The sequence below is a fragment of the Capnocytophaga leadbetteri genome, from assembly GCF_003054025.1.
Taxonomy (GTDB): domain Bacteria; phylum Bacteroidota; class Bacteroidia; order Flavobacteriales; family Flavobacteriaceae; genus Capnocytophaga; species Capnocytophaga leadbetteri.
The window spans coordinates 33,979-54,085 of record NZ_QBKG01000002.1; the positions used below are offsets into that span (position 1 = coordinate 33,979).

Sequence of the window (20,107 nt, forward strand, 5' to 3'; positions counted from 1 at the left end):
AAGATAGTTTATGAGGCTGTTCAGCTGTGGACAGCCTCTTTTTTCTAAAATACAAATAAAATTATGCAAAAGATTATTATTACAGCGTTTATTGCTTTTCTGACACTACAAGAAGCTTTTGCACAAAATGATAAAGATAATAAAGATAAAGAGATAAAACTCAATGAGGTAATCGTGACGGCTACTCGTGCCCAGCGAAACCTCAAGAATGTGCCCATCACTGTACAAGTGGTTACTGCTGAAGATATAAGAAAATCACAGGCTACTGATTTTCAATCGTTTTTAGAGACAGAGTTTGCAGGTGTTAACTTTACATATGATGGGGGAATGCCTAATATCAATATGATGGGGTTTGGAGGTAAGTACGTACTTTTCTTGATAGATGGTGAGCGTATGGCTGGTGAAACTTTTGATAATATTGATTATAACCGTATAGACCTTGACAATATAGAACGTATAGAGATTATTAAAGGAGCGTCCTCTTCGCTCTATGGCTCAAATGCTTTAGGAGGAGTTATCAATATCATTACTAAGAATGCTCATAAACCTTTAGAAGCAGGTGTAGGTTACCTTTATGAGAATCGTGGGAATCATAAAACAAATATTTCATTAGGGAGCAAAAAGAACTGGGGAAGTGTACGTCTGTCAGGGTATCATAACTATATGAAACCTTATATATTAGAGGATAAAGAGCCTTTGCGTACTTATGAGAATGGTCGTTTGGTATTGGTTACACAAGGAGGATTGAATATTTCAGGAGGTAGTAACTATGGTATTACTCCTAAGCTTATCTTTAATGTAACTCCTAAAATAGACCTTACCCTAACACCTAATTATTATTTTAGTGAACGTGATGCAGGTACAGAAAGCTCTAAAAAAGTGAGAGACCGCTATTATAACTATGTGATGAATCTCAAAACTAATATAGCACTTTCAGAAGATAAAAAGCTGAGTCTTTCTGGAGCTTTTGACCGCTATGATAAGTTTAATTATTACCGTTTGCTCAATGAACAAGAAAAAAACTATGAAAATAGTATATGGCGTGTAGTAGCGCAGTATAACCAGTCACTTTTTGAGAAACACTCTTTGGTAGCAGGCGCTGAAGTGCTATCGGATGAGTTACTTAGCTTTCGTTTCAATAATACGGGAACAGAGGCAAAGCAAAATGCTAAGAATTATACACTCTTTGCACAACAAGAATGGGCTCTATCACCTGTTTTTACCTTAGTATCGGGAGTTAGAATGGATTATCACTCACTCTTTAAAGATTTCTTTACTTATAGATTTTCAGGAATGTTTAAGGTAGAAAATTTTACTTTCAGAGGTGGGTATTCTACAGGTTTTCGTTCGCCTACATTGAAAGAACTTTATACAAACTGGTTTCACCCTTGGGGGGGAGGTTTTCAGATAATGGGTAATAAAGATCTAAAACCTGAAAAGAGTAATAATTTTAACTTTTCAGTAGATTATAATACTTCAAAAATTAATGTAACGGCTATGACGCAGCTTTCAGTGGTGAAAGACAAAATAATTTATAAATGGTCGCGTGCTACTGACACAATTCAATATGTGAATGATTATGGAAATGCGAAAATAGTAAGTTCAGAGTTGTCGGCTACTTATAGGCCTACTAAAAGTTTGCGTTTAAAGGGATCATATGCCTATTATCATACTAGTCAACAGCGTTCAGAAAATCGTCCTCATACTGCTACTTGGAAAGCTGAATACATTCCGAAAACTGAAACAAAATATATACCCAATGTAATAGTGAGTGGTAAATATGTAAGTGCTACTACTATCTATGAAACATCTAATAATATAGAGTATTACACCTATTATGCTCCATATACTATATGGCGATTACAGCTATCATCAAGACTTCCTTATCATTTTACCTTAAATGCTGGTATCGATAACCTTTTTGACTATGTAACAAAAACTACTAGTTTTTATTCGAGTATTTCACCAGGGAGAACATATTTTGTAGGAATAAAGTGGGAACTTTAAGAGATAGTGAAAATTTGCTTTATACAAAATAAAGAAGTACATTTGCCACAAATTTTAAAAAAAGTCAGATATATGAAAAGAAATATTAGTGCTTTAGATAAGAACATTCGCCTTTTGATAATAGTAGTTATTGCTATTTTAGGTTTGTATAATGAGTTTTCTGTAACTGTAGCTTCTGTGCTTGGAGCTATATCTATCTTACTATTAGTGACCATAATGATTGGTTTTTCACCAATATATATGCTTTTGGGTATTAGTACTTATAAAGAGAAGAATAAATAATGATAGCTTTTTTTAATGAAATATCTTTTGTTTTTCCTTATCATAAAAATAAGGTGAAACAATGGGTCAAACAGATTGCCCTTTCAGAAGAAAAAAAAATAGGGGATATTAACTATATATTTTGTGATGATGCTTATTTGCATAAAATAAATATCCAATACCTGCAGCACGATACCCTTACTGATATTATCACTTTTGATTATGCTGAAGGAGATACTCTTAATTCTGATATTTATATCTCAATAGAAAGAGTGCGAGAAAATGCAGATATTTTTGGTGTAACCTTTGAACAAGAACTTTTAAGAGTATTAGCACACGGGATTTTGCATCTTTGCGGCTATAAGGATAAAACACCTACAGATAGCGAGTTGATGCGCACTAAAGAAGAAGAAAAAATGAAACTTTTTAGTTTATAACTACACAAAAAAAGACTGCTTTTAAATGGCAGTCTTTTTATTTTTCCGAAATCTAAACTTTAAGGTTAGACTAGCTAAGTAACCATAAATAAGTAGAAATACGCACCCGATATAGATATTGCAGTTGAAAAGGTAAAACTCTAAGAAAGAGAAGAGTACACTCATACTAAGAAATACTTTTATCTTTCGCTTGTTATAAGGTATGGGGTAGTGCTTTTGTCCGTAGTAATAAGAGATACTCATCATTGCTCCGTAGGTGATAAGGGTTGCTAATGCTGCTCCTTTATAGCTAAGCCAAGGAATTAAAGCAAAATTGAAAAGTACTGTAAGTGCCATACCTATTAATGATACAATAGCTCCAAAGCTGGTACGGTCAGTTACTTTATACCATACTGAAAGACTGTGGTAGATGCCCAAACAGAGATTGGCAAGTAAGACGATAGGTACTATCCAGAGCGCTTCCCAATAAGCCTTATTGGGTATCAAGATAAATTTGAATACATTAGTAAATACAGTGATAAAAACTAAAATAAAACCACTACATACGATGAAATATTCAGTAATACGGGCGTATGTCTTAGGAGCATTCTTGTCTTGAGCACTACTGAAAAAGAAAGGTTCTACTCCGAGCTTAAAAGCACTTACAAAAAGATTCATAAATACTCCCATTTTATAACAGGCGGAATAAATACCTATGGTAGCGTCAGCTGTCTCTTCAGGAAGTAACATACGTAAGAATACACGGTCAAATCCTTCGTTTACAGCAAAAGCAATCCCTGCTAAAAGTACAGGGAAGGCATAAATCATCATTTCCTTCCACAGCGAGTAATAAAACCTAAAACGTATTTTGATATAGATAGGCAGTAGCACTATCAGAGTTGCTAGGCTCGCTATTACATTGGCTAAGAAGATGTAATATACCCCTCCGTTGGTGGCGATACTTTCTTGAGACAAGTAGTTTAAAAAGTAGATGTTTAGGAGCAAATTAAGGGCGGTATTGCCTACTTTTACAAAAGCGTAAAAGTTAGCTTTACCTTTGTTGCGCAACCATGCAAAAGGAATTACTACTAAAGCATCGAGCACCATTATGTAGATACCAAAAACAATATGCTCTACTTTGTAGTTAAGCCACGAGGCTATAGATTCTCTTAGCAGGTAGGCAAGTAGTAGGAAAAATAAAGAAGATACAGTTAGAGAAGTAAGTGCAGTAGATTGTACTTGCTTTTTTTGTTCACCTTTATTCATAAAACGAAAAAAAGCCGTTTCCATACCATACGACAACAGCACATTGCCCAAAATAAGATACACAAAAATACCTGAATAAATGCCGAAATCATTTGTATCTAGCTTGCTAACGTAGAGGCGTGTGAGCAAAAGCGTCATCACACGTGGCAATACGGTTGCAATTCCGTAAATAGCTGTATCTTGAAAGAGTTTCTTAAGCATATATAAGTCTTCTTATCCAAAAAGTTCACCAATAGCATCTTCTATTTTGGCGACTTTCACAATCTTAATTTTAGTGTTTTTAAGGGCTATCTTGTTGTATTTAGAAATAAAAATAGTATTAAAGCCTAACTTTTCAGCCTCTGTAATGCGCTGTTCTACTCGCTGTACAGGTCGTATTTCTCCACCAAGCCCTACTTCACCCGCAAAACAAACATCCTTTTCAATAGCAATATCTTCGTTAGATGAAAGTATTGCCATTGCTACCCCTAAGTCAGTAGCGGGGTCATCAATAGTGATACCCCCTGTAATATTAAGAAAGACGTCTTTTGCTCCTAAGCGGAAACCAGCACGTTTTTCGAGTACAGCTAAGAGCATATTCAGTCGTTTGGCATTAAAGCCTGTAGTGCTACGCTGAGGTGTGCCATAGACAGCTGTACTCACAAGAGCTTGTATTTCAATCATCAGTGGTCGCATACCTTCTAAGGTCGCAGCTATTGTAGTACCGCTGATAGTCTCATCAGTCTTAGAAATAAGTATCTCTGAAGGGTTGTTTACTTCACGTAGACCATTGCTAAGCATTTCATAAATACCGAGTTCTGAGGTAGAACCAAAGCGGTTTTTTAACGAGCGCAAGATACGATACACGTGGTTGCGGTCGCCTTCAAACTGCAGGACAGTATCAACCATATGTTCTAATATTTTAGGCCCCGCAATCTGTCCGTCTTTAGTTATATGCCCAATAAGAATTACAGGAGTATGCGTAGTCTTAGCAAACTTAATTAGCTCAGAAGTACATTCTCTTATCTGTGAGATGCTTCCTGCCGATGCTTCTATATAATCAGATTGTAACGTTTGTATAGAGTCTATAATCACAATTTCAGGCAGAAGTTCTTTTATCTGCTGAAATATATTTTGCGTCTTGGTTTCGGTTAGGATAAAGCAATTATCAAGATGATGTGGAATGCGGTCAGCACGCATTTTTATCTGTTTTTCACTCTCTTCCCCCGACACATAAAGGGTACGATAAGGTAAGTTAAGGGCTATTTGCAGCAATAGCGTACTTTTGCCAATACCCGGTTCACCTCCTAAAAGGGTTACAGAGCCAGGCACAATCCCCCCACCAAGCACATTGTTCAGTTCGTGGTTATTGCTATTTAAGCGTGACTCTTGTTGAGTGCTGATTTGCGAAACAGCTATGTATTTAGGAGCTTTGTTTTTGCTTATGCTCTCTTTTTCTTGCCATACAGGGGCAGTGTCTTTCTGTACAACCTCTTCAACAATAGTATTCCATTGTTTGCAGGCGTGGCATTGTCCTTGCCATTTGCTGTATTGGGTTCCGCAATTCTGACAGAAATAAGCTGTTTTTAGTTTTGCCATAACTTAGGTGAGGAGGGGAGTTTTTTTATTAAATTGTTAATTGTCAATTGTCAGTTGCAAAAGGTACTGTCCGTACTGGTTTTTAATCATTGGCTGAGCTAATTCGCGTAGCTTTTCAGTGCTTATCCAACCTTTGCGATAGGCTATTTCTTCGAGACAAGAGATTTTCAGTCCTTGACGTTTCTCTAAGGTTTCTACAAAGTTAGATGCCTCGCTAAGCGAATCGTGGGTGCCAGTATCCAGCCACGCAAAGCCGCGACCTAAAAGCTGCACTTTTAGCTCTCCATCTTTCAGAAACACCTGATTAACGCTCGTAATTTCCAACTCACCGCGTGCCGAAGGCTTGATTCCCTCGGCTACCTTCACTACTTTATTTGGATAGAAATAAAGCCCTACCACTGCGTAATTCGACTTTGGTTGCGCAGGCTTTTCCTCTATGCTTAGCACATTTCCTGCTGTATCAAACTCTGCTACTCCATAGCGTTCAGGGTCTTTCACATAGTAACCAAATACAGTAGCTTTGCGCTCTTTTTCTACATTGTGAACAGCTTGGGTAAGCATTTGTGAAAAACTCTGTCCGTAGAAGATATTATCGCCCAATACCAAGCACACATCATCATCTCCAATGAAGTCTTTGCCAATAATAAAAGCCTGAGCTAATCCATCAGGGCTTGGCTGTTCAGCATAGCTCAGATTTATACCAAAACTACTGCCATCTCCTAAAAGGCGTTGGAACCCGGGTAAGTCTTGAGGAGTAGAAATCACTAATACTTCACGAATACCAGCCAACATTAAGACTGATAAAGGGTAGTAAATCATTGGTTTGTCATAAATAGGGAGTAATTGTTTTGAAACTCCTTTTGTAATTGGGTAAAGGCGGGTGCCTGAACCTCCTGCTAATATAATTCCTTTCATTTTTTTATTAGTTTTTAGTTATTAATCATCATCTTCAGGGATAGAAGCGTTTTCTACTATTGTTGTTTTGTTGCCTTTGTTATCTACTTTATACTCATTGCCATTCTCTATTAGCAAACCTTGTACCACTCCTTTAGCGTGGGATACATCGAGGTCAATAACGCGTTTGTTTAATAGGTAAGTTACTTCGCTGTGAAGACTATGCCCAATAACGAACTTGCCTACATTCCACTTTTTCATTATTTCATCAGCCTCTTCAAGGGCTATGGTTTGTTTGCCCCAACCTCTGTACCACGTTGGGCTTACCCCAAATTTGTAAATAGTGCTGTATGTCTTGTCTGTTTGTTGTTGAGCTTCTTTGTTTCTGAAGTAATATCGGCGCGCCTTGTCGTTCAACTCTTGTACTGACAGATTGAGGTCAGCTACTTCTTTAGAAATACCTGCGTGCACAAACACATAGTTGCCTATCTTCTCTACTATGTTTTTAGTTTCTAACCATTGACCCAATTCGGTCTTGGGCTTATAAAGGTCTATATAAGGGATATTCATCAGTTCGGCATTGGTGAAATACTTTTTGCGTACATAGCGAAAATCGTTATTCATATTCATCAGGTCGTGATTGCCAAGAATAAAGTGTACCTTGCCTCCTGCTTTTTCTGCTTGGTTTTCTAAGTGATAGATGAGCCAAAGAGTTTGGGTTACCATCAGTCCGCGGTCAAAAAAGTCACCTACGGTTACCAAATGCCCCTTGCCGAATGTCCATTTATACTTTTCATTCATCACCCCATTAGCGATAAGAAAAGAGCGAAAAGCCTCAAACTCTCCTTCTATATCGGAGATAGCAATTAGCTTTTCAGGCATTTCGTACACTGCAGGTTCCTTGGTGAGTTCCTTTTTCAATCTGAAGCTGAAAAAATGCTTGTGTCCTACTTGTGTTTTTAGTTTTTTACCTCGTTTTACCCCTGAATAATACCATTTAGAGGTGATTTTCATATTCTCTCTACCGCTTTCAGTGATGTATTTAATGACTTTTTCGGGGCCTCTTCCGGTATAATATATATGAGGGCCGTCCATACCTGCGGTGGAGGTATCACTGCTTAGGCGTTTTTCGCTAATGATAGGCTTTAATGTTTGTGCTTGCGACTGAGCCTTTTCAGCACAGAAAAGTCCCAAAAACAAACATAAACTTACTATATAATGCTGTATCTTCATAATAAAATAGTATTTTTAATTGATAAACCGGCTAATTGCACTGCCATTCAAAGTTTTCTACTTTCGATTGCATCTCAGGGCGGTACTCATAATGCCACCATTCTGAGTAAATCGACTTAAAATTGAACTTATCGAGTGTTTCTTTTAGCAGTTTGCGGTTCTCAAGTACTTCTTTAGAGTGCTGAGTATAGGTGTGATGCGCTTCTTTTCCAAAGAAATCAAAAGGCGTCCCCATATTAAGTTCCTTGCCTTGTGCGTCTACCAGCGTAAGGTCTACGGCTGCCCCTCTGTTGTGCTTAGACCCTTTAGCGGGATTGGCTACATAGTGAGTGCCGGGCAGTATCTTCCACATTTTCTTTTGAACGCTTAGCGGTCGGTAGCAATCAAACAGCTTAATGCGGTATCCTAGCTGTTTAAAAGCCTCATTTGCCTTCACTAAGGCTTCAGCTGTACTTTTGCGCAAGTAGCACTCGCCACAATCGTATACCGCCTGCTTTAGGAAGTTGTCGGGCGTAGCGTATTTTAACTCATACACAAAGTCGGGTGAGAGGTCTTTCAATCGTACAAAATCCGATTGCTGCCCCCACACCACAAAGCTCAATAGCGTAGACAAAAATGTTATAATTAATTTCATTGTGTCTTAAATTTGTGGCAAATATACTATTTTTTTATTTTATGTAGTACTATTTTTGTAAAAATCTTACCTTTGCAGTTCTGTAACTCATTAAGTAACACATTTATAAGATGAAAATAGAAGATTTACTATCGGTAGCACATACCTACGGAAGTCCGGTGTATGTGTATGATGCTGATAAAATAAGCTCTCAATATCAGCTACTTACAGCTTCTTTTAGCAGCGTGCCTCATTTGCGTATCAATTACGCTATGAAGGCGCTTTCTAATATTTCAGTGTTAAAACTGATGAAAAAATTAGGAGCGGGACTCGATACGGTTTCCATTCAGGAAGTACAATTAGGCTTGCGTGCAGGCTTTGCCCCTCAGCAGATTATTTTTACTCCTAATGGAGTTTCTCTAGACGAAATAGAAGAGGCAATGCACTTAGGGGTACAGCTCAATATCGACAACCTTTCGGTCTTAGAGCAGTTTGGTAGTAAGCACCCTGAAGTGCCTGTGTGTATCCGTATCAATCCACACGTGATGGCAGGCGGCAATAGCAATATTTCAGTGGGACATATAGACAGCAAGTTTGGTATTAGTATCCACCAAATACCTCATATTCTGCGTATTGTCGAAAATACGAAAATGCATATCAACGGCATACACATTCACACTGGTAGCGATATCCTCGATATTGATGTCTTTCTATACGCAGCCGAAATATTGTTCGAGATGGCTAAAAACTTCAAAGATTTGCAGTTTATTGACTTTGGTAGTGGTTTCAAAGTGCCTTATAAGGAGGGAGATATACAGACGAACATAGAAGAATTAGGCGAACGCCTAAGCGCACGCTTTTTAGCTTTTTGCCAAGAATATGGGCGCGACCTAACTTTGGCTTTTGAACCTGGTAAATTCTTGGTAAGCCAAGCAGGTTATTTTTTAGTGAAAGTAAATGTAGTAAAGCAGACCACCTCAACAGTTTTTGCGGGAGTCGATTCGGGCTTCAATCACCTTATACGACCTATGTTTTACGGGGCTACTCACTTTATAGAGAATATCTCTAATCCCGAAGGGCGCAAGCGTTTTTATTCGGTAGTGGGCTATGTGTGCGAGACCGATACTTTTGCTTCTAACCGACAGATAGCCGAAATTACTGAGGGCGATATACTCTGCTTCCACAATGCAGGGGCTTATTGCTACACTATGTCGAGCAATTACAATTCGCGCCTACGTCCTGCCGAAGTGCTTTGGTATAAAGGAGAAGCTCATCTTATCCGCAGAGCTGAAACCTTTGACGATTTAGTAAGAGGACAAATTGAAATAGAAATCTAAAAAATTAGTAAATTTGAAAATTAGCAAATTACTCCTTTGGTAATTTGCTAATTTTTTTATTTTTCTTCGTATAAGATAATATCTTTGATAAGTTTGAAGTGTTTCAGATTATGAGTATATATGGGTAGTCCGTAATATAAGCCCGTAGCCCCGATAAAAATATCGGGGAAGTCAAGGCTGTTGTCATTTCTGATGATATCAATAGAGAGTTCTGAAATAGCTTTATTGGTATGGAGTATTTTTAGAGAGTCCATAAACGATTTGATTTCCTTTCTGTCCTCACGAGTGAACTTTTTATAACTACTAAGCCAATGAATGATTTCTATATATACTATAGGGGTAATATAGATATTCTTCAGCCCTATCATATCTATTTGCTTCAGTACTAAAGGGTCTCGAAAGAGAAGTTTGCTGATAATGTTAGTATCACAAATTACCATATAATTCTTTTCTATTGAAAGGTTTAATATCGTACTTGCTAATAATATTTTGGGCTATTTCAGCTAATTCTTCTATTGTTTTTTTCTTTTTAACAGTGGCTTTCTTCTTAGGTACTACAAGTGCTAAGCCTTTGGTACTTGTAGCTCTGTGGGTAGTGGTTTTGGTAGTGTGTGTTGTGGTTGTTGCTGTCATAATATTATGGTTTTATTAGTTTCTATGGGGCAAAGATAATAAATAATTCGTTAGTTTTTAAATTTCTTAAAGAAATCGATTGTGCCAGCTTTCAGCCAAAGGCACTTCCCAATTTTCTTCGTATTCTAATTTAGTATTGACAAGGTTGTTAAATACTATTGTCTCTGCCGATACCGCCTTATCCTTTACCATCTTCTTAAAGTCGATTAAGTTTTTATAAGCGATATGTTCTCCTTGTCGATAACTCACATTCATACGATCGAGCAGCATAACCTGATATTGCTCTTCAAGCTCTTGTATAAAGCGCACCAAAGCATCTAAAGAGCAGCCCGAAACAGCGTGTGCTCCGTAGTTTGCTCCAATAATAATAAAGCGATTATAGCGCAACTCGTACGAAGCCAATATGTCTTTTTTGTGTACAGTCCATTGGTTTAGATATGCTTCTAATTGAGCGTGCAGTTGCTGTTGTTCTTCTTCAGTAAAACTGCGATTGCATTGGTATACCCACACACGGGCATCTTCTGGAAGTTCTTTAAAATCAATATACATTTTTTATTTTATTTCTTCATTAGTCGGTCTAAGTTCCGTTTATTGTCACGGTCTTTGATAGTTTCACGCTTGTCGTATAGCTTTTTACCACGAACTAAAGCAATATCTACCTTAGCGAGCCCTTTATCATTGATAAAAAGTCGCAAAGGCACGATAGTAAGTCCGCTGTTTTTTACCTCTTTGTTCAGTTTGCGCAATTCTTTCTTTTGCAATAGCAGCTTGCGTTCGCTTTTAGGGCGATGGTTGTAATAGGTGCCAAAGTCGTATGCCTCAATCGTCATATTGATAACAAACAACTCTCCTCGCTCGTTAAACTCGCAGAAACTCTCGGCTATAGATGCTTTTCCGAGCCTAATCGACTTAATTTCAGTACCTACAAGCACTATACCTGCCTGATATTTGTCGAGAATTTCGTATTCAAACTTAGCCCTTTTGTTTAATATTTGTATGGTCTTCTGAATCATAGTACAAAGATAGTACTTTTCTTTGAAATACGAACTTTTTTTGATAATTTTTTCTGATTTGATAATTTGTTGATTTACTAATTAGGTAATTATATTTTTCTGTATTTATCCTTCGCTTATCCTATAGTGTAAGTGTATCTAAAATAAAGAGGGAGAGCGGAAGAAAAAATATTTTTTGCAATTAAAAAATAAGTGTATATTTACCGCAAGTTTTAAAAAACATTTAAATCCTATTTAGAAGAAACAGAAAAACCATAACATAAAGACATAATATTAGCGTTTCGCTTTACGATTTTCCTATCATAGAAATACGACCAATATTTTTTAGCACAAGGAAAGTGAAGTGGAAATGCCTACGTTAATAAGCGTGGGCATTCCTTTTTACTTTGTGCGCAGCCTTTGGTCGGGCTTCTATGATAAGTAACAAGGAATGTAACCGCGCTTTTTTTGTGTGTTTTTCTCAATGATAAGTAACTAATTTTAATTTTTATAAGCAATGAAAAAAGTAATTTTAACTATTTTAGCCGCAATGGCTATTGGTGTAATGGGGTGTAAGAAAGAGCAAGAAGAACTACCAAGCTATGCTTATGTATACACTTACTATACAGAGAATACAGCACGAGCCGTATTTGGAACTAGAGGGATAGCAGATAAAGCTCCTAATGTTACAGTTACTTTGTATAAAACAAAGACTGATTTAGAGCAAGAAAAAAACAAAGTAGTATCAGGGGTAACTGATGCTAACGGAAATCTTCAGTTTGAAAATTTAGAAGATGGTATCTATTATGTAGTAGCGAGTAAAGAAGGCTGTTTTTATAACGCAACTGATATAGAGAAAGAGAAAAATATAGTTACTTATATCAAGAATAAAGAAATGAATATTTATGTACATATTGATAAAATATCACCTATAGATATCAATAACTATTGGGATAAAGATGTTTATGTAAGTATTGATGATGAAACTGACAAAGTTTTGGTAGAAAAAAGTAAAAGTAAAAGAGGTTATCTTACTCCGCATAGATGGGCAACCCCTACTGATTATTTAGAGCATACCCTTAAACTGTATAACAATAGTTTTGATACCGCTCCCTTTAGAGAAATGAGAATAACTGCAAATGATAATTGTAGTGTACTTCCTGTTGATTTGAATACGAATAAAAGGAATCTTATTTTTGTTTTTGAAGATGAACAACGAAAACTATTAGGAGAGGGAGATGTAGCTGTACAGTTTAATGGAGAAACTAAATTTACCAATAATGTAGGAGAGATCTCTTTTGAAATTACTGATACTATGAATAGTGAAATTCCATATATAGCATATTCTTATTGTCAAACCAAAAATTCAAGTATTAACCCTTATCAGTATAAAGATTCTAACAATTATGTTTCTATACAGATAAGACGTCCAAAAGGGAAAATAAAACTTAATAACACTTCTACTAGTCCGTATACAGTAACCATAGGGAGTGAGCAGTATGTTGTAGAAGGAGGCCGTACTAAAACAATAGAAACTTCTTTAGGAAGTAAAAATATCAATGTAAAACAAAAAAGTGGTTATATACTTTATCCTACTGTAAAAGACTATACAGGAACTGTAACTTGTGATGAGATTTTAACTGTTACTTTCCCTTAATCCTAAATTTTGTATTGGAAATCATAACTAATTTAATTTTTATAAGCAATGAAAAAGCTGTTTTTATTTGGTGCATTGGCACTATTGTTAGCGAGCTGTGGTTCTACTAATGAACTTACTCATAACCTAAACAACCACACTACCCAAGTGGTACTTTCTAAGAAAAACTTTAATGTAGTTGAACACGTGAAAGGTGAAGCTTCTAATTTGTATGTGTTAGGTTTCGGTGGTACTAAAGCAGGACTTGTAGGAGAGGCTCGTGCTAAGATGTTGCAAAATGCTAATTTAGTAGGCTCATCAAAAGCAGTCATTAATGAGACGGTAGAAATACATTATTTTAGCTTTTTGTTGGGGGCTAACTATAAAGTGGTTGTTTCTGCTGATGTAATAGAGTTTACAGAATAGTTACAAACTATAAAACAACTATAAACAACTTTGCTAAAGGGTAAAACTTTGGTAAAGTTGTTTTTTTGTTTGTTTTGTCAATTGCTATTATTTTTCTACCTTTGCCAATAAATACTAAGTAAAAAATGAAATCTATCAACGAAATACGCGCTGACTTTCCTATATTGCGGCGCATTATCAATCATAAACCTCTTATTTATTTTGACAATGGGGCTACTTCTCAAACACCTATGCAGGTTATTGAGGCGATAATAGCGTATTATTCTTATGAGAATGCTAATATTCATAGAGGGGTGCATACCCTTAGTCAGGAGGCGACCGACCTATATGAGCAGGCTCGTATCAAAGTACAAAAACATTTTAATGCTCGCAAGTCGTCTGAAATTCTTTTTACAGCTGGTACTACCCACAGTATCAACTTGGTAGCCAGCGGCTATGGAGCGCTGATGAAAGCTGGCGATGAGGTAATCGTGTCAGCTTCTGAGCACCATAGCAATATAGTGCCTTGGCAATTAGCTTGTCAGCGCAGTGGGGCATCACTAAAGGTAATACCTATGGACGAGCGAGGGGTATTAGACCTACAAGCATACGAACAGCTGCTTAGCGAGCGTACTAAAATAGTGAGTGTGCAACACGTATCGAACGCTTTGGGCAACATTCACCCTATAGAGGCTATCATCGAGAAGGCACATAGGGTAGGAGCGGTAGTCTTGGCAGATGGCGCTCAGGCAGCCCCTCACTTACAACCCGATGTGCAAGCCTTAGATGTAGATTTTTATGCAGTATCAGCGCATAAGATGTACGGGCCTACGGGGGTAGGGGCACTATATGGCAAAGAAGAGTTGTTGTTGCAACTACCACCTTATCAAGGAGGAGGTGAGATGATAAAAGAAGTGTGTTTTGAGAAGAGTACCTATGCTGATTTGCCTTATAAGTTTGAAGCGGGTACGCCTAATATTTGCGGAGGAATTGCTTTTGGGGCAGCTATTGATTATATGCATTCGTTGGGTATGACTGAAATAGCCGCCTACGAACACGAGTTGTTAGTGTATGCTATCGAAAAACTAAAAATGATTGAGGGAATAGTGCTCTATGGCAATGAAGATTTGAGCAAGCGCACAGCGGTTATTTCATTTAATCTGAAAGGGGTGCACCCTTATGATGTGGGTACTATTTTAGACAAGTTGGGCATAGCTGTACGTACGGGGCATCATTGCGCTCAACCTATAATGGATTACTACCAGATACCGGGTACTGTACGCGCTAGCTTTGCGGTGTATAACACGTTTGAAGAGATAGATACTTTTATAGAAGGAATTAAAAAAGCCCAGCAGATGCTGAGCTAAAAAGAAAAGGGAACAACACAGCGCTGTTCCCTTTTTTGTATAGTAATACTAATCAGGTAGTTTCTCTTTTCGTATTTGTATTAAACGGTAGTTTTCAGTAGGTACAGCCTTTGCTGAGAGCTTATGAGTCGCTAAGAAATCTTTCAGTTCTTCAATAAGGCTATGAGCGGTATAAGCATCGCGCAAGTGGTGAATTACCCACCACGTTTCTTGTGCGTTGTACAGGTCGGCAGAAAGACTAAGCGATGCCGAGATAGCTTGTAGTTTCTCGGTAAGAGCGTCTTTCAGCTGAGCACGTGTTTCAGAAGTAGTGCCTGTGATGATGACCTTCCAGCTGGTTGCCTTATCGTCAGTTACAAAAGTCTCTTTCTCTATGTCTTTCAGTTCCTCTAATAGGTTTTTAGCCTCTTCGCTTTCAGCAGTAGCTGGATAGTTAGTTACGAGCTGTTGTAACTGTTGTTGATAAGCAGTGATTCCCTCTAAACGAGCAGTAGTTTTGGCTTGTAGCAAGGCTATTTTAGGTGCAAGAGCTGTTTCGCGATAGTTGATAGCTTCATTTTGCAGACGCTCGGCTACGGCTACTATCTCATTCCGATTGTATTCAGCTGTAAGCGAGTCTAAAAACTGCTGAGCCAATTTGTTTTGTTCTTGCTTAGTAGTTTCACCTCCTTGCAATAGTTTAGCATAATCAGTGCCACTGTAGTTTGCTAAAAGTTTCTCCTTGATACTTTCCGCTTTAGGGCTATGTACATCGGTGTAGTTTTTCTGTAGTTCGTATAGGGCAGCTACCTCTAAGTCGGCAGTAGGTTGTAGAGAAAGCAATCGCTCTAAACGCTGTATAGCCAATTCATTCTCACTAAACTTGGCGCGGTATAATACCCCTAATTGATACAGCGCTTCATTGCGGTCTGCCGTTAGCTTACTGATTTCAGCTTCGGATTTAGGCAGTTTGCTGAGGTAATTATCAGGAGTATCTACCTCTTTTTCTGCTACCTGTTGAGTAGTGGTTGTAGCGCTGAGGTTAGATATCGTGCTATTGTTCATAGCTGACCAGCGCCAGTTATCTTCTAACTTGCGATCGCCCCAATACTGCTCGAATTGCTGTTTTCCGTATGCTACAGTCAGAGGGTTATAGAAGTAGAATTTACCACCTTTTTGTTCATCGGCTGTAGGCATAGTAAAGCCTAAACCTAAATTAGCATTTTTGACATTCTTAGTTTTCTGACTTCTAAGGGCGGCAAGCTGTTGTAGCGAGTCGATATGTTTTTGATAGAAAGCGCGGCGCTCTGCTTCGGGTAGTTTTATTACCTTTAGCACGCTGTCGTTCTTCTTCACCACAAATTCTAATTCAGCAATTTTAGCCAAATTGTCCTTTTTGCGGCGCACATATAGATGCTCAAAAGTGTTTTCAGGAATGTAAGTAAGAGTACTATCTAAGTGTTGGTAAGCCCCAATATAATCTTTTTGGTCGAAGTACAATTCCGAAAGCCGAGTGTGAGCTTTAGCTTTCAACGGATTGTTGTCTTTGTTGTGCAATAGTGATTGACGGTAGTAGTCAGTTGCCAATCGTTTATTAGGGTCTTTTACTAAGTCGGCGTGAGTGTAATACAGCACATCAAGGAAGTCTTTGTGCTCGTAGCGGTTCTCAAGTTTTTGCAGATAAGCTAAAAACGCTGCTTTTTCTTCAGGAGTAAAGGTCTTATTACGCGCCTTTCCAGCTTGCGCTTCTACCCATAGCTTACGTGGTATTTTCCAATTTTGCTTTACTACCTTTTCAAAAGCTACTGCAGCTGAATCTTTTTGGTGTTGTTTTTCATATAATTGGGCAGCAATGAAGTAATACCGCCCGCGCAATGCCTTGTTGCGAGTGTATTTACCAGCGAGGTAGAGAGCCTCTGCAGCTGCAGGATACTGCTCTTGGTTGATGTACGCTTGCCCTAAGGTAGCATAAGCCTCAGCCTTGTCGTTACGGCGTATTTTAGGAGTTTCTCTGAGTAGTTCTGTTAGCTTATCAATAGCCACTTTGTCTCTTCCTAATCGCAAATTAGTTTTCTGAGCCCATACCGCAGCCTCTGGTATGCGCTCGCTAAATCCGTAGTTAGTAAGTAAGTGGTTAAAAGCCTCTAAAGCAGGAAAGAAGCGTTCGTTATAATAACGCGATTGCCCTAATAGCATATACGCATCATCAATTTTGTAGTTGCGTTGTATCCCATTGAAGACCATAGAGTGGCGCTGAATAGTTTTAATAGCTTTTTCTTCAGCACGTTCAAAGTTAGGATTTTCCATTCCTCCTACTTGCACTTTGCCGCTCATACCGATAGGCTCTACTGGCAGTATCTCGCTAAAATTGTCTTGATACTTATTTCGCAACTCGTTTAGCCCTTTGGCGTAGGCTTCTTCGCCATTGTACAACACATTGTATTTAGTAACAATTGGCTGTAGCTGGCGGTTGTAATAAGTATTGGCATTAGGCGTACAAGCGATGATGAGTAGCGTAGCAAAAAGAATAAACGAACAGTATTGTAAGGCTTTTTTCATATTGTTAGCTATAAAAGAATGGGCGAAAGTACTACTTTTTTTTGAAAATACGAAATCCTAACACTAACTTTTTATATTTTAGCAGTAGGGACTTCGCCTATTACAAAGGTATGTTTGCCCTTATCAGCTATTTTGGTGATAGTCTCTAAATATTGGAAAAACTTAATATTCTCATCGCCTTTCATTAGTTCTGAAGCGTTCTTAAGGGCTCTGGCAGTAGCTACAGCTGTACGCGCATTTTCGAGCTCGGAGGTAGCGCGTATTTTGCTTTCTAATACTCGCGAGAAGAGGTCTTGTACACTTTTAGGGAAGGTGATATCTATCAGCTGTGCTTTTATTATTTTAAGCCCCAAAGTAGCCACTTCGTTACAAAAATCTTCCTCTTTAAAGTCAGTGATGTCATTGCGACATTCATTTAGTTTTTCGCTACTGAAAGTGGCGATTTTTTGACGTAGTAATACCTGTGCAACTGCTACTATTTGCTGTTCAGCTACGGCAAAATTATCGGCTTCAACCCCGAAATTATCTACAAATAGCTTAGTATTATCGAGTTTGTAAGCCAAGTAAAAAGAAAAGCGTAATGCGATATTATCAGCGGTCAGTACCTCCTGATTTACCACCCTTACACTTCTTAATTTTTGCGATAGTGAGATAATATGCACTTTCTCCCACGGACTAAATTTATAAATACCCGCAGATAGTTCTTGCTGAAAAACATTCTTTTTGAAGAGGAGTCCCACAGAGTTAGGAGCTACCTCTAATTCTTTGTAAAACATATAAATACGATTAATAAGTTAATAAAATAAGAAAGAGAAGACCTCTAAACAGAGGGAAAACCCGATTAAGCCTTTCAAAAGAGCGAAAGGCGGTATCCTCGGTTTTGCAAACTTTGTTTAGAGTGAGCTGCAGCTCTGTCTTATCTTTCTTCCCAATAATAAATACAATGGAGTCATTCCCCTTTAGTTATTCCGCAATACCTTATTTTATGAGGGGAAGACGGTTTATATAATAAGTGGCGGTTTGTTTTTCTAAATCTGTTCCTTATTTCTGAATATTGTGCTAATACTATACAAGGAAAAGGAATAAAAATAAACGGAGCATAATAGGATATGACAATTCGTAAGTTCCTATTATTTTAGAAAGCTCAAAATATATTGAATTAAAACAAACAATTTTTTAGTGAAGAACTTTCTTTAAAATAGGTTTATGGCAATCTTTAAGTAATTTATTGATATTTTTCCAGTGTTTTTTTATTTGATTATTAATCTTATTATTAGACATCCTACTTATAGCCTTTTTTGCATAAGTTATATAGTTCCCATAATTATATGTATCATATTTATATAGCCTTTTTTCTGCCTCATTCCATACTACTTTTCTATTTCTTTTGGCTCCTTTGTAAGAGAATTTTTTTAAAATTCGCCTTCTAAAAATTGGCTCTTCATATTTATAAGAATAAAATTTTGCTCTACTTATATATCTTTTCATTTTTCTATAATACCCTGAAAGACTTGATTTTTTTAATCTTATACTTTCGCCATCAAATTCAAAACCTAAATATGTTAGATTTTTATTTCTATTAATAGTATCCTCAAAAATTTGTGCACATGTTAATTTATTATTCTCTCTTTTAAATTCAAATACTTGAGTTTTTGCCTCTTGTATCTCTAATTTATACTTTGTAATCTCTTCCATTACAAAATGACAAACTTCCTTTCTGTATTCATAAGTACAGATGACAATAATATCGTCTGAATATCTTTTATAATGCCCTCCAATCTTTTCAATATAACTATTAATATCCTTGTCAAAATCTACTAAATAGATATTTGCTAAAGTAGCACTAATGGGGGAGCCCTGTGGAATCCCAAATGTTCTTGGTATAATTTGGTCTCCTTTTTTAATAGTTTTAAACGAATGAACTAATTTATGTTTTACCTTAAGAAATTCCTTTTTTTCACAGAAAGCTATTGCATTTTGATTCCTTAAGAATTTTATCTTGCTAATCTTCTTTCTTTTAACTGGCTGTTGTATTCCCCTAGTTGTTATTTTTTGTGTCAGGATACTACCTTGAAAAAAACTGAATATATCCACTAAATCTACATAACTGAAACGTGTAATGTTTTTGTATATATTAAAATGATCTATAGGTAATTTATCTACAGAAAGAACTTCTTCCCACTTTTCTCTTAATATTCTATGATCCAAGTTATCAAAAAAACTAGTAATATCAAAAGCTATTACACAGAAAAAATCTTTAGGATATTTCTTTATTAAATCAAAAGCATCATTTGCAATCTCGATATTAGATTTATTAGTGCTATTTGGGTTATTCTCATCAATTGAGATACTTCTATAAGCACAAACAACCTCATCTAATTTATATTCCTTTATAAGTTTTTCATATTTATCAGACAACTGATAAGAATAATAACTAAAAATAAGAGAATCTAAATGACTTGCATAGAAAAGTTCTCTTTTTTTCTGACCTTTTACTCTTTGTATTTTATTAGTTCCTTCTGCCTTTATAGGATTTCCTTCCTCATTATATTCCTTACGAAACTTACGGACTAATGAGGTTTTATGGATAAAAGGCAGGAATGAATGTTTAGCTATATTCTCAGGACTAAGTATATAAGACATTACCCTTTTTTTATCTTTAATAGAAATAGGTCTTCCTATATGAGGGTATTTTTTTAACTTAAACCAATCCTTCTTGTTTTTTCTCATGTTTTCTTTATAAAAAGAGTAGTGAAATCCAAATGCGGAGCCGTGCTTTTTAAGAAGATAACACTATCTTCTAGAACCATGTATGCTAATACGATATATCAATCAATTAAAAGCTGTCAATATATCACTCCGTCTTCTATTTGGGTAGAAAAATATTAATGCTATATTTGCACATTCGTGCTAAACCTAACATTATGAAAG

At 36.8% G+C, this 20,107-nt stretch carries 19 protein-coding genes; 7 read left to right on the forward strand and 12 right to left on the reverse strand.

What is annotated here, in order from left to right:
- Nucleotides 1-63 precede the first annotated feature (63 nt).
- The 3 genes from C8P65_RS03040 to ybeY all read left to right on the forward strand — a co-directional run bounded on the left by C8P65_RS03040 (nt 64) and on the right by ybeY (nt 2,705).
- Nucleotides 64-2,007, forward strand: a complete 1,944-nt coding sequence (locus tag C8P65_RS03040; RefSeq protein WP_107781208.1) for a TonB-dependent receptor plug domain-containing protein — start codon at nt 64-66, stop codon at nt 2,005-2,007.
- Between the two features lie 72 nt (nt 2,008-2,079).
- A complete protein-coding gene (locus C8P65_RS03045) occupies nt 2,080-2,289 on the forward strand; it encodes a YgaP family membrane protein (RefSeq protein ID WP_107781210.1) in 210 nt (69 codons plus the stop codon).
- Complete coding sequence (gene ybeY, locus C8P65_RS03050; protein WP_107781212.1) at nt 2,289-2,705, forward strand: rRNA maturation RNase YbeY; 417 nt, start codon at nt 2,289-2,291, stop codon at nt 2,703-2,705. The genes C8P65_RS03045 and ybeY overlap by 1 nt, the downstream gene beginning before the upstream one ends.
- A 21-nt stretch (nt 2,706-2,726) precedes the next feature.
- Here ybeY and C8P65_RS03055 read toward each other — a convergent pair whose 3' ends face one another.
- The 5 genes from C8P65_RS03055 to C8P65_RS03075 are packed head-to-tail and all read right to left on the reverse strand — an operon-like array spanning nt 2,727 to nt 8,289.
- Nucleotides 2,727-4,151 (reverse strand): lipopolysaccharide biosynthesis protein, encoded by a 1,425-nt coding sequence (locus tag C8P65_RS03055; RefSeq protein WP_107781213.1) that lies wholly within the window; start codon nt 4,149-4,151, stop codon nt 2,727-2,729.
- Nucleotides 4,152-4,163: 12 nt separating this feature from the next.
- Complete coding sequence (radA, locus tag C8P65_RS03060; protein WP_107781216.1) at nt 4,164-5,528, reverse strand: DNA repair protein RadA; 1,365 nt, start codon at nt 5,526-5,528, stop codon at nt 4,164-4,166.
- A gap of 36 nt (nt 5,529-5,564) precedes the next feature.
- A complete protein-coding gene (gene rfbA / locus C8P65_RS03065; protein ID WP_107781217.1) occupies nt 5,565-6,443 on the reverse strand; it encodes a glucose-1-phosphate thymidylyltransferase RfbA in 879 nt (292 codons plus the stop codon).
- Between the two features lie 21 nt (nt 6,444-6,464).
- Nucleotides 6,465-7,655, reverse strand: a complete 1,191-nt coding sequence (locus tag C8P65_RS03070; protein ID WP_107781219.1) for a metallophosphoesterase — start codon at nt 7,653-7,655, stop codon at nt 6,465-6,467.
- A 31-nt stretch (nt 7,656-7,686) separates the two neighbouring features.
- The gene (locus C8P65_RS03075) at nt 7,687-8,289 is read right to left on the reverse strand and encodes a M15 family metallopeptidase (RefSeq protein WP_107781221.1); all 603 of its coding nucleotides are present in this window, start codon (nt 8,287-8,289) and stop codon (nt 7,687-7,689) included.
- Nucleotides 8,290-8,399: 110 nt separating this feature from the next.
- On the opposite strand from C8P65_RS03075, the gene lysA reads away from it, so the two are divergent.
- Entirely contained in the window at nt 8,400-9,605 is a 1,206-nt protein-coding gene (lysA, locus tag C8P65_RS03080) for a diaminopimelate decarboxylase (RefSeq protein WP_107781223.1), read from the forward strand.
- Nucleotides 9,606-9,661: 56 nt separating this feature from the next.
- Here the strand turns inward: lysA and C8P65_RS03085 are convergent, their stop codons facing one another.
- The 4 genes from C8P65_RS03085 to smpB all read right to left on the reverse strand — a co-directional run bounded on the left by C8P65_RS03085 (nt 9,662) and on the right by smpB (nt 11,251).
- Nucleotides 9,662-10,045, reverse strand: coding sequence for a PIN domain-containing protein (locus C8P65_RS03085; RefSeq protein WP_107781225.1), 384 nt, complete (start codon nt 10,043-10,045; stop codon nt 9,662-9,664).
- The gene (locus C8P65_RS03090; RefSeq protein ID WP_107781227.1) at nt 10,032-10,238 is read right to left on the reverse strand and encodes a hypothetical protein; all 207 of its coding nucleotides are present in this window, start codon (nt 10,236-10,238) and stop codon (nt 10,032-10,034) included. The genes C8P65_RS03085 and C8P65_RS03090 overlap by 14 nt, the downstream gene beginning before the upstream one ends.
- Nucleotides 10,239-10,304: 66 nt before the next feature.
- Nucleotides 10,305-10,787, reverse strand: a complete 483-nt coding sequence (locus C8P65_RS03095; RefSeq protein ID WP_107781229.1) for an ABC transporter ATPase — start codon at nt 10,785-10,787, stop codon at nt 10,305-10,307.
- 8 nt (nt 10,788-10,795) lie between these two features.
- A complete protein-coding gene (gene smpB / locus C8P65_RS03100; RefSeq protein ID WP_107781232.1) occupies nt 10,796-11,251 on the reverse strand; it encodes an SsrA-binding protein SmpB in 456 nt (151 codons plus the stop codon).
- A 496-nt stretch (nt 11,252-11,747) separates the two neighbouring features.
- On the opposite strand from smpB, the gene C8P65_RS03105 reads away from it, so the two are divergent.
- The 3 genes from C8P65_RS03105 (at nt 11,748) to C8P65_RS03115 (ending at nt 14,638) form a co-directional block, all read left to right on the forward strand.
- Entirely contained in the window at nt 11,748-12,887 is a 1,140-nt protein-coding gene (locus tag C8P65_RS03105; protein ID WP_107781234.1) for a SpaA isopeptide-forming pilin-related protein, read from the forward strand.
- A 48-nt stretch (nt 12,888-12,935) separates the two neighbouring features.
- Nucleotides 12,936-13,292: a DUF6567 family protein gene (locus C8P65_RS03110; protein WP_009391197.1), complete on the forward strand. Its 357-nt coding sequence runs from the start codon at nt 12,936-12,938 to the stop codon at nt 13,290-13,292.
- Between the two features lie 125 nt (nt 13,293-13,417).
- Nucleotides 13,418-14,638 (forward strand): aminotransferase class V-fold PLP-dependent enzyme, encoded by a 1,221-nt coding sequence (locus C8P65_RS03115; RefSeq protein ID WP_107781236.1) that lies wholly within the window; start codon nt 13,418-13,420, stop codon nt 14,636-14,638.
- A gap of 48 nt (nt 14,639-14,686) precedes the next feature.
- On the opposite strand, the gene porW is transcribed toward C8P65_RS03115, so the two are convergent.
- The 3 genes from porW to C8P65_RS03130 form a co-directional block, all read right to left on the reverse strand.
- A complete protein-coding gene (gene porW / locus C8P65_RS03120) occupies nt 14,687-17,176 on the reverse strand; it encodes a type IX secretion system periplasmic lipoprotein PorW/SprE (protein WP_107781238.1) in 2,490 nt (829 codons plus the stop codon).
- Between the two features lie 71 nt (nt 17,177-17,247).
- Complete coding sequence (locus C8P65_RS03125; RefSeq protein ID WP_107781240.1) at nt 17,248-17,952, reverse strand: slipin family protein; 705 nt, start codon at nt 17,950-17,952, stop codon at nt 17,248-17,250.
- A gap of 400 nt (nt 17,953-18,352) precedes the next feature.
- On the reverse strand, nt 18,353-19,906 hold the full coding sequence (locus tag C8P65_RS03130; protein WP_107781242.1) for a reverse transcriptase domain-containing protein: 1,554 nt from the start codon (nt 19,904-19,906) through the stop codon (nt 18,353-18,355).
- Between the last annotated feature and the right edge of the window lie 201 nt (nt 19,907-20,107).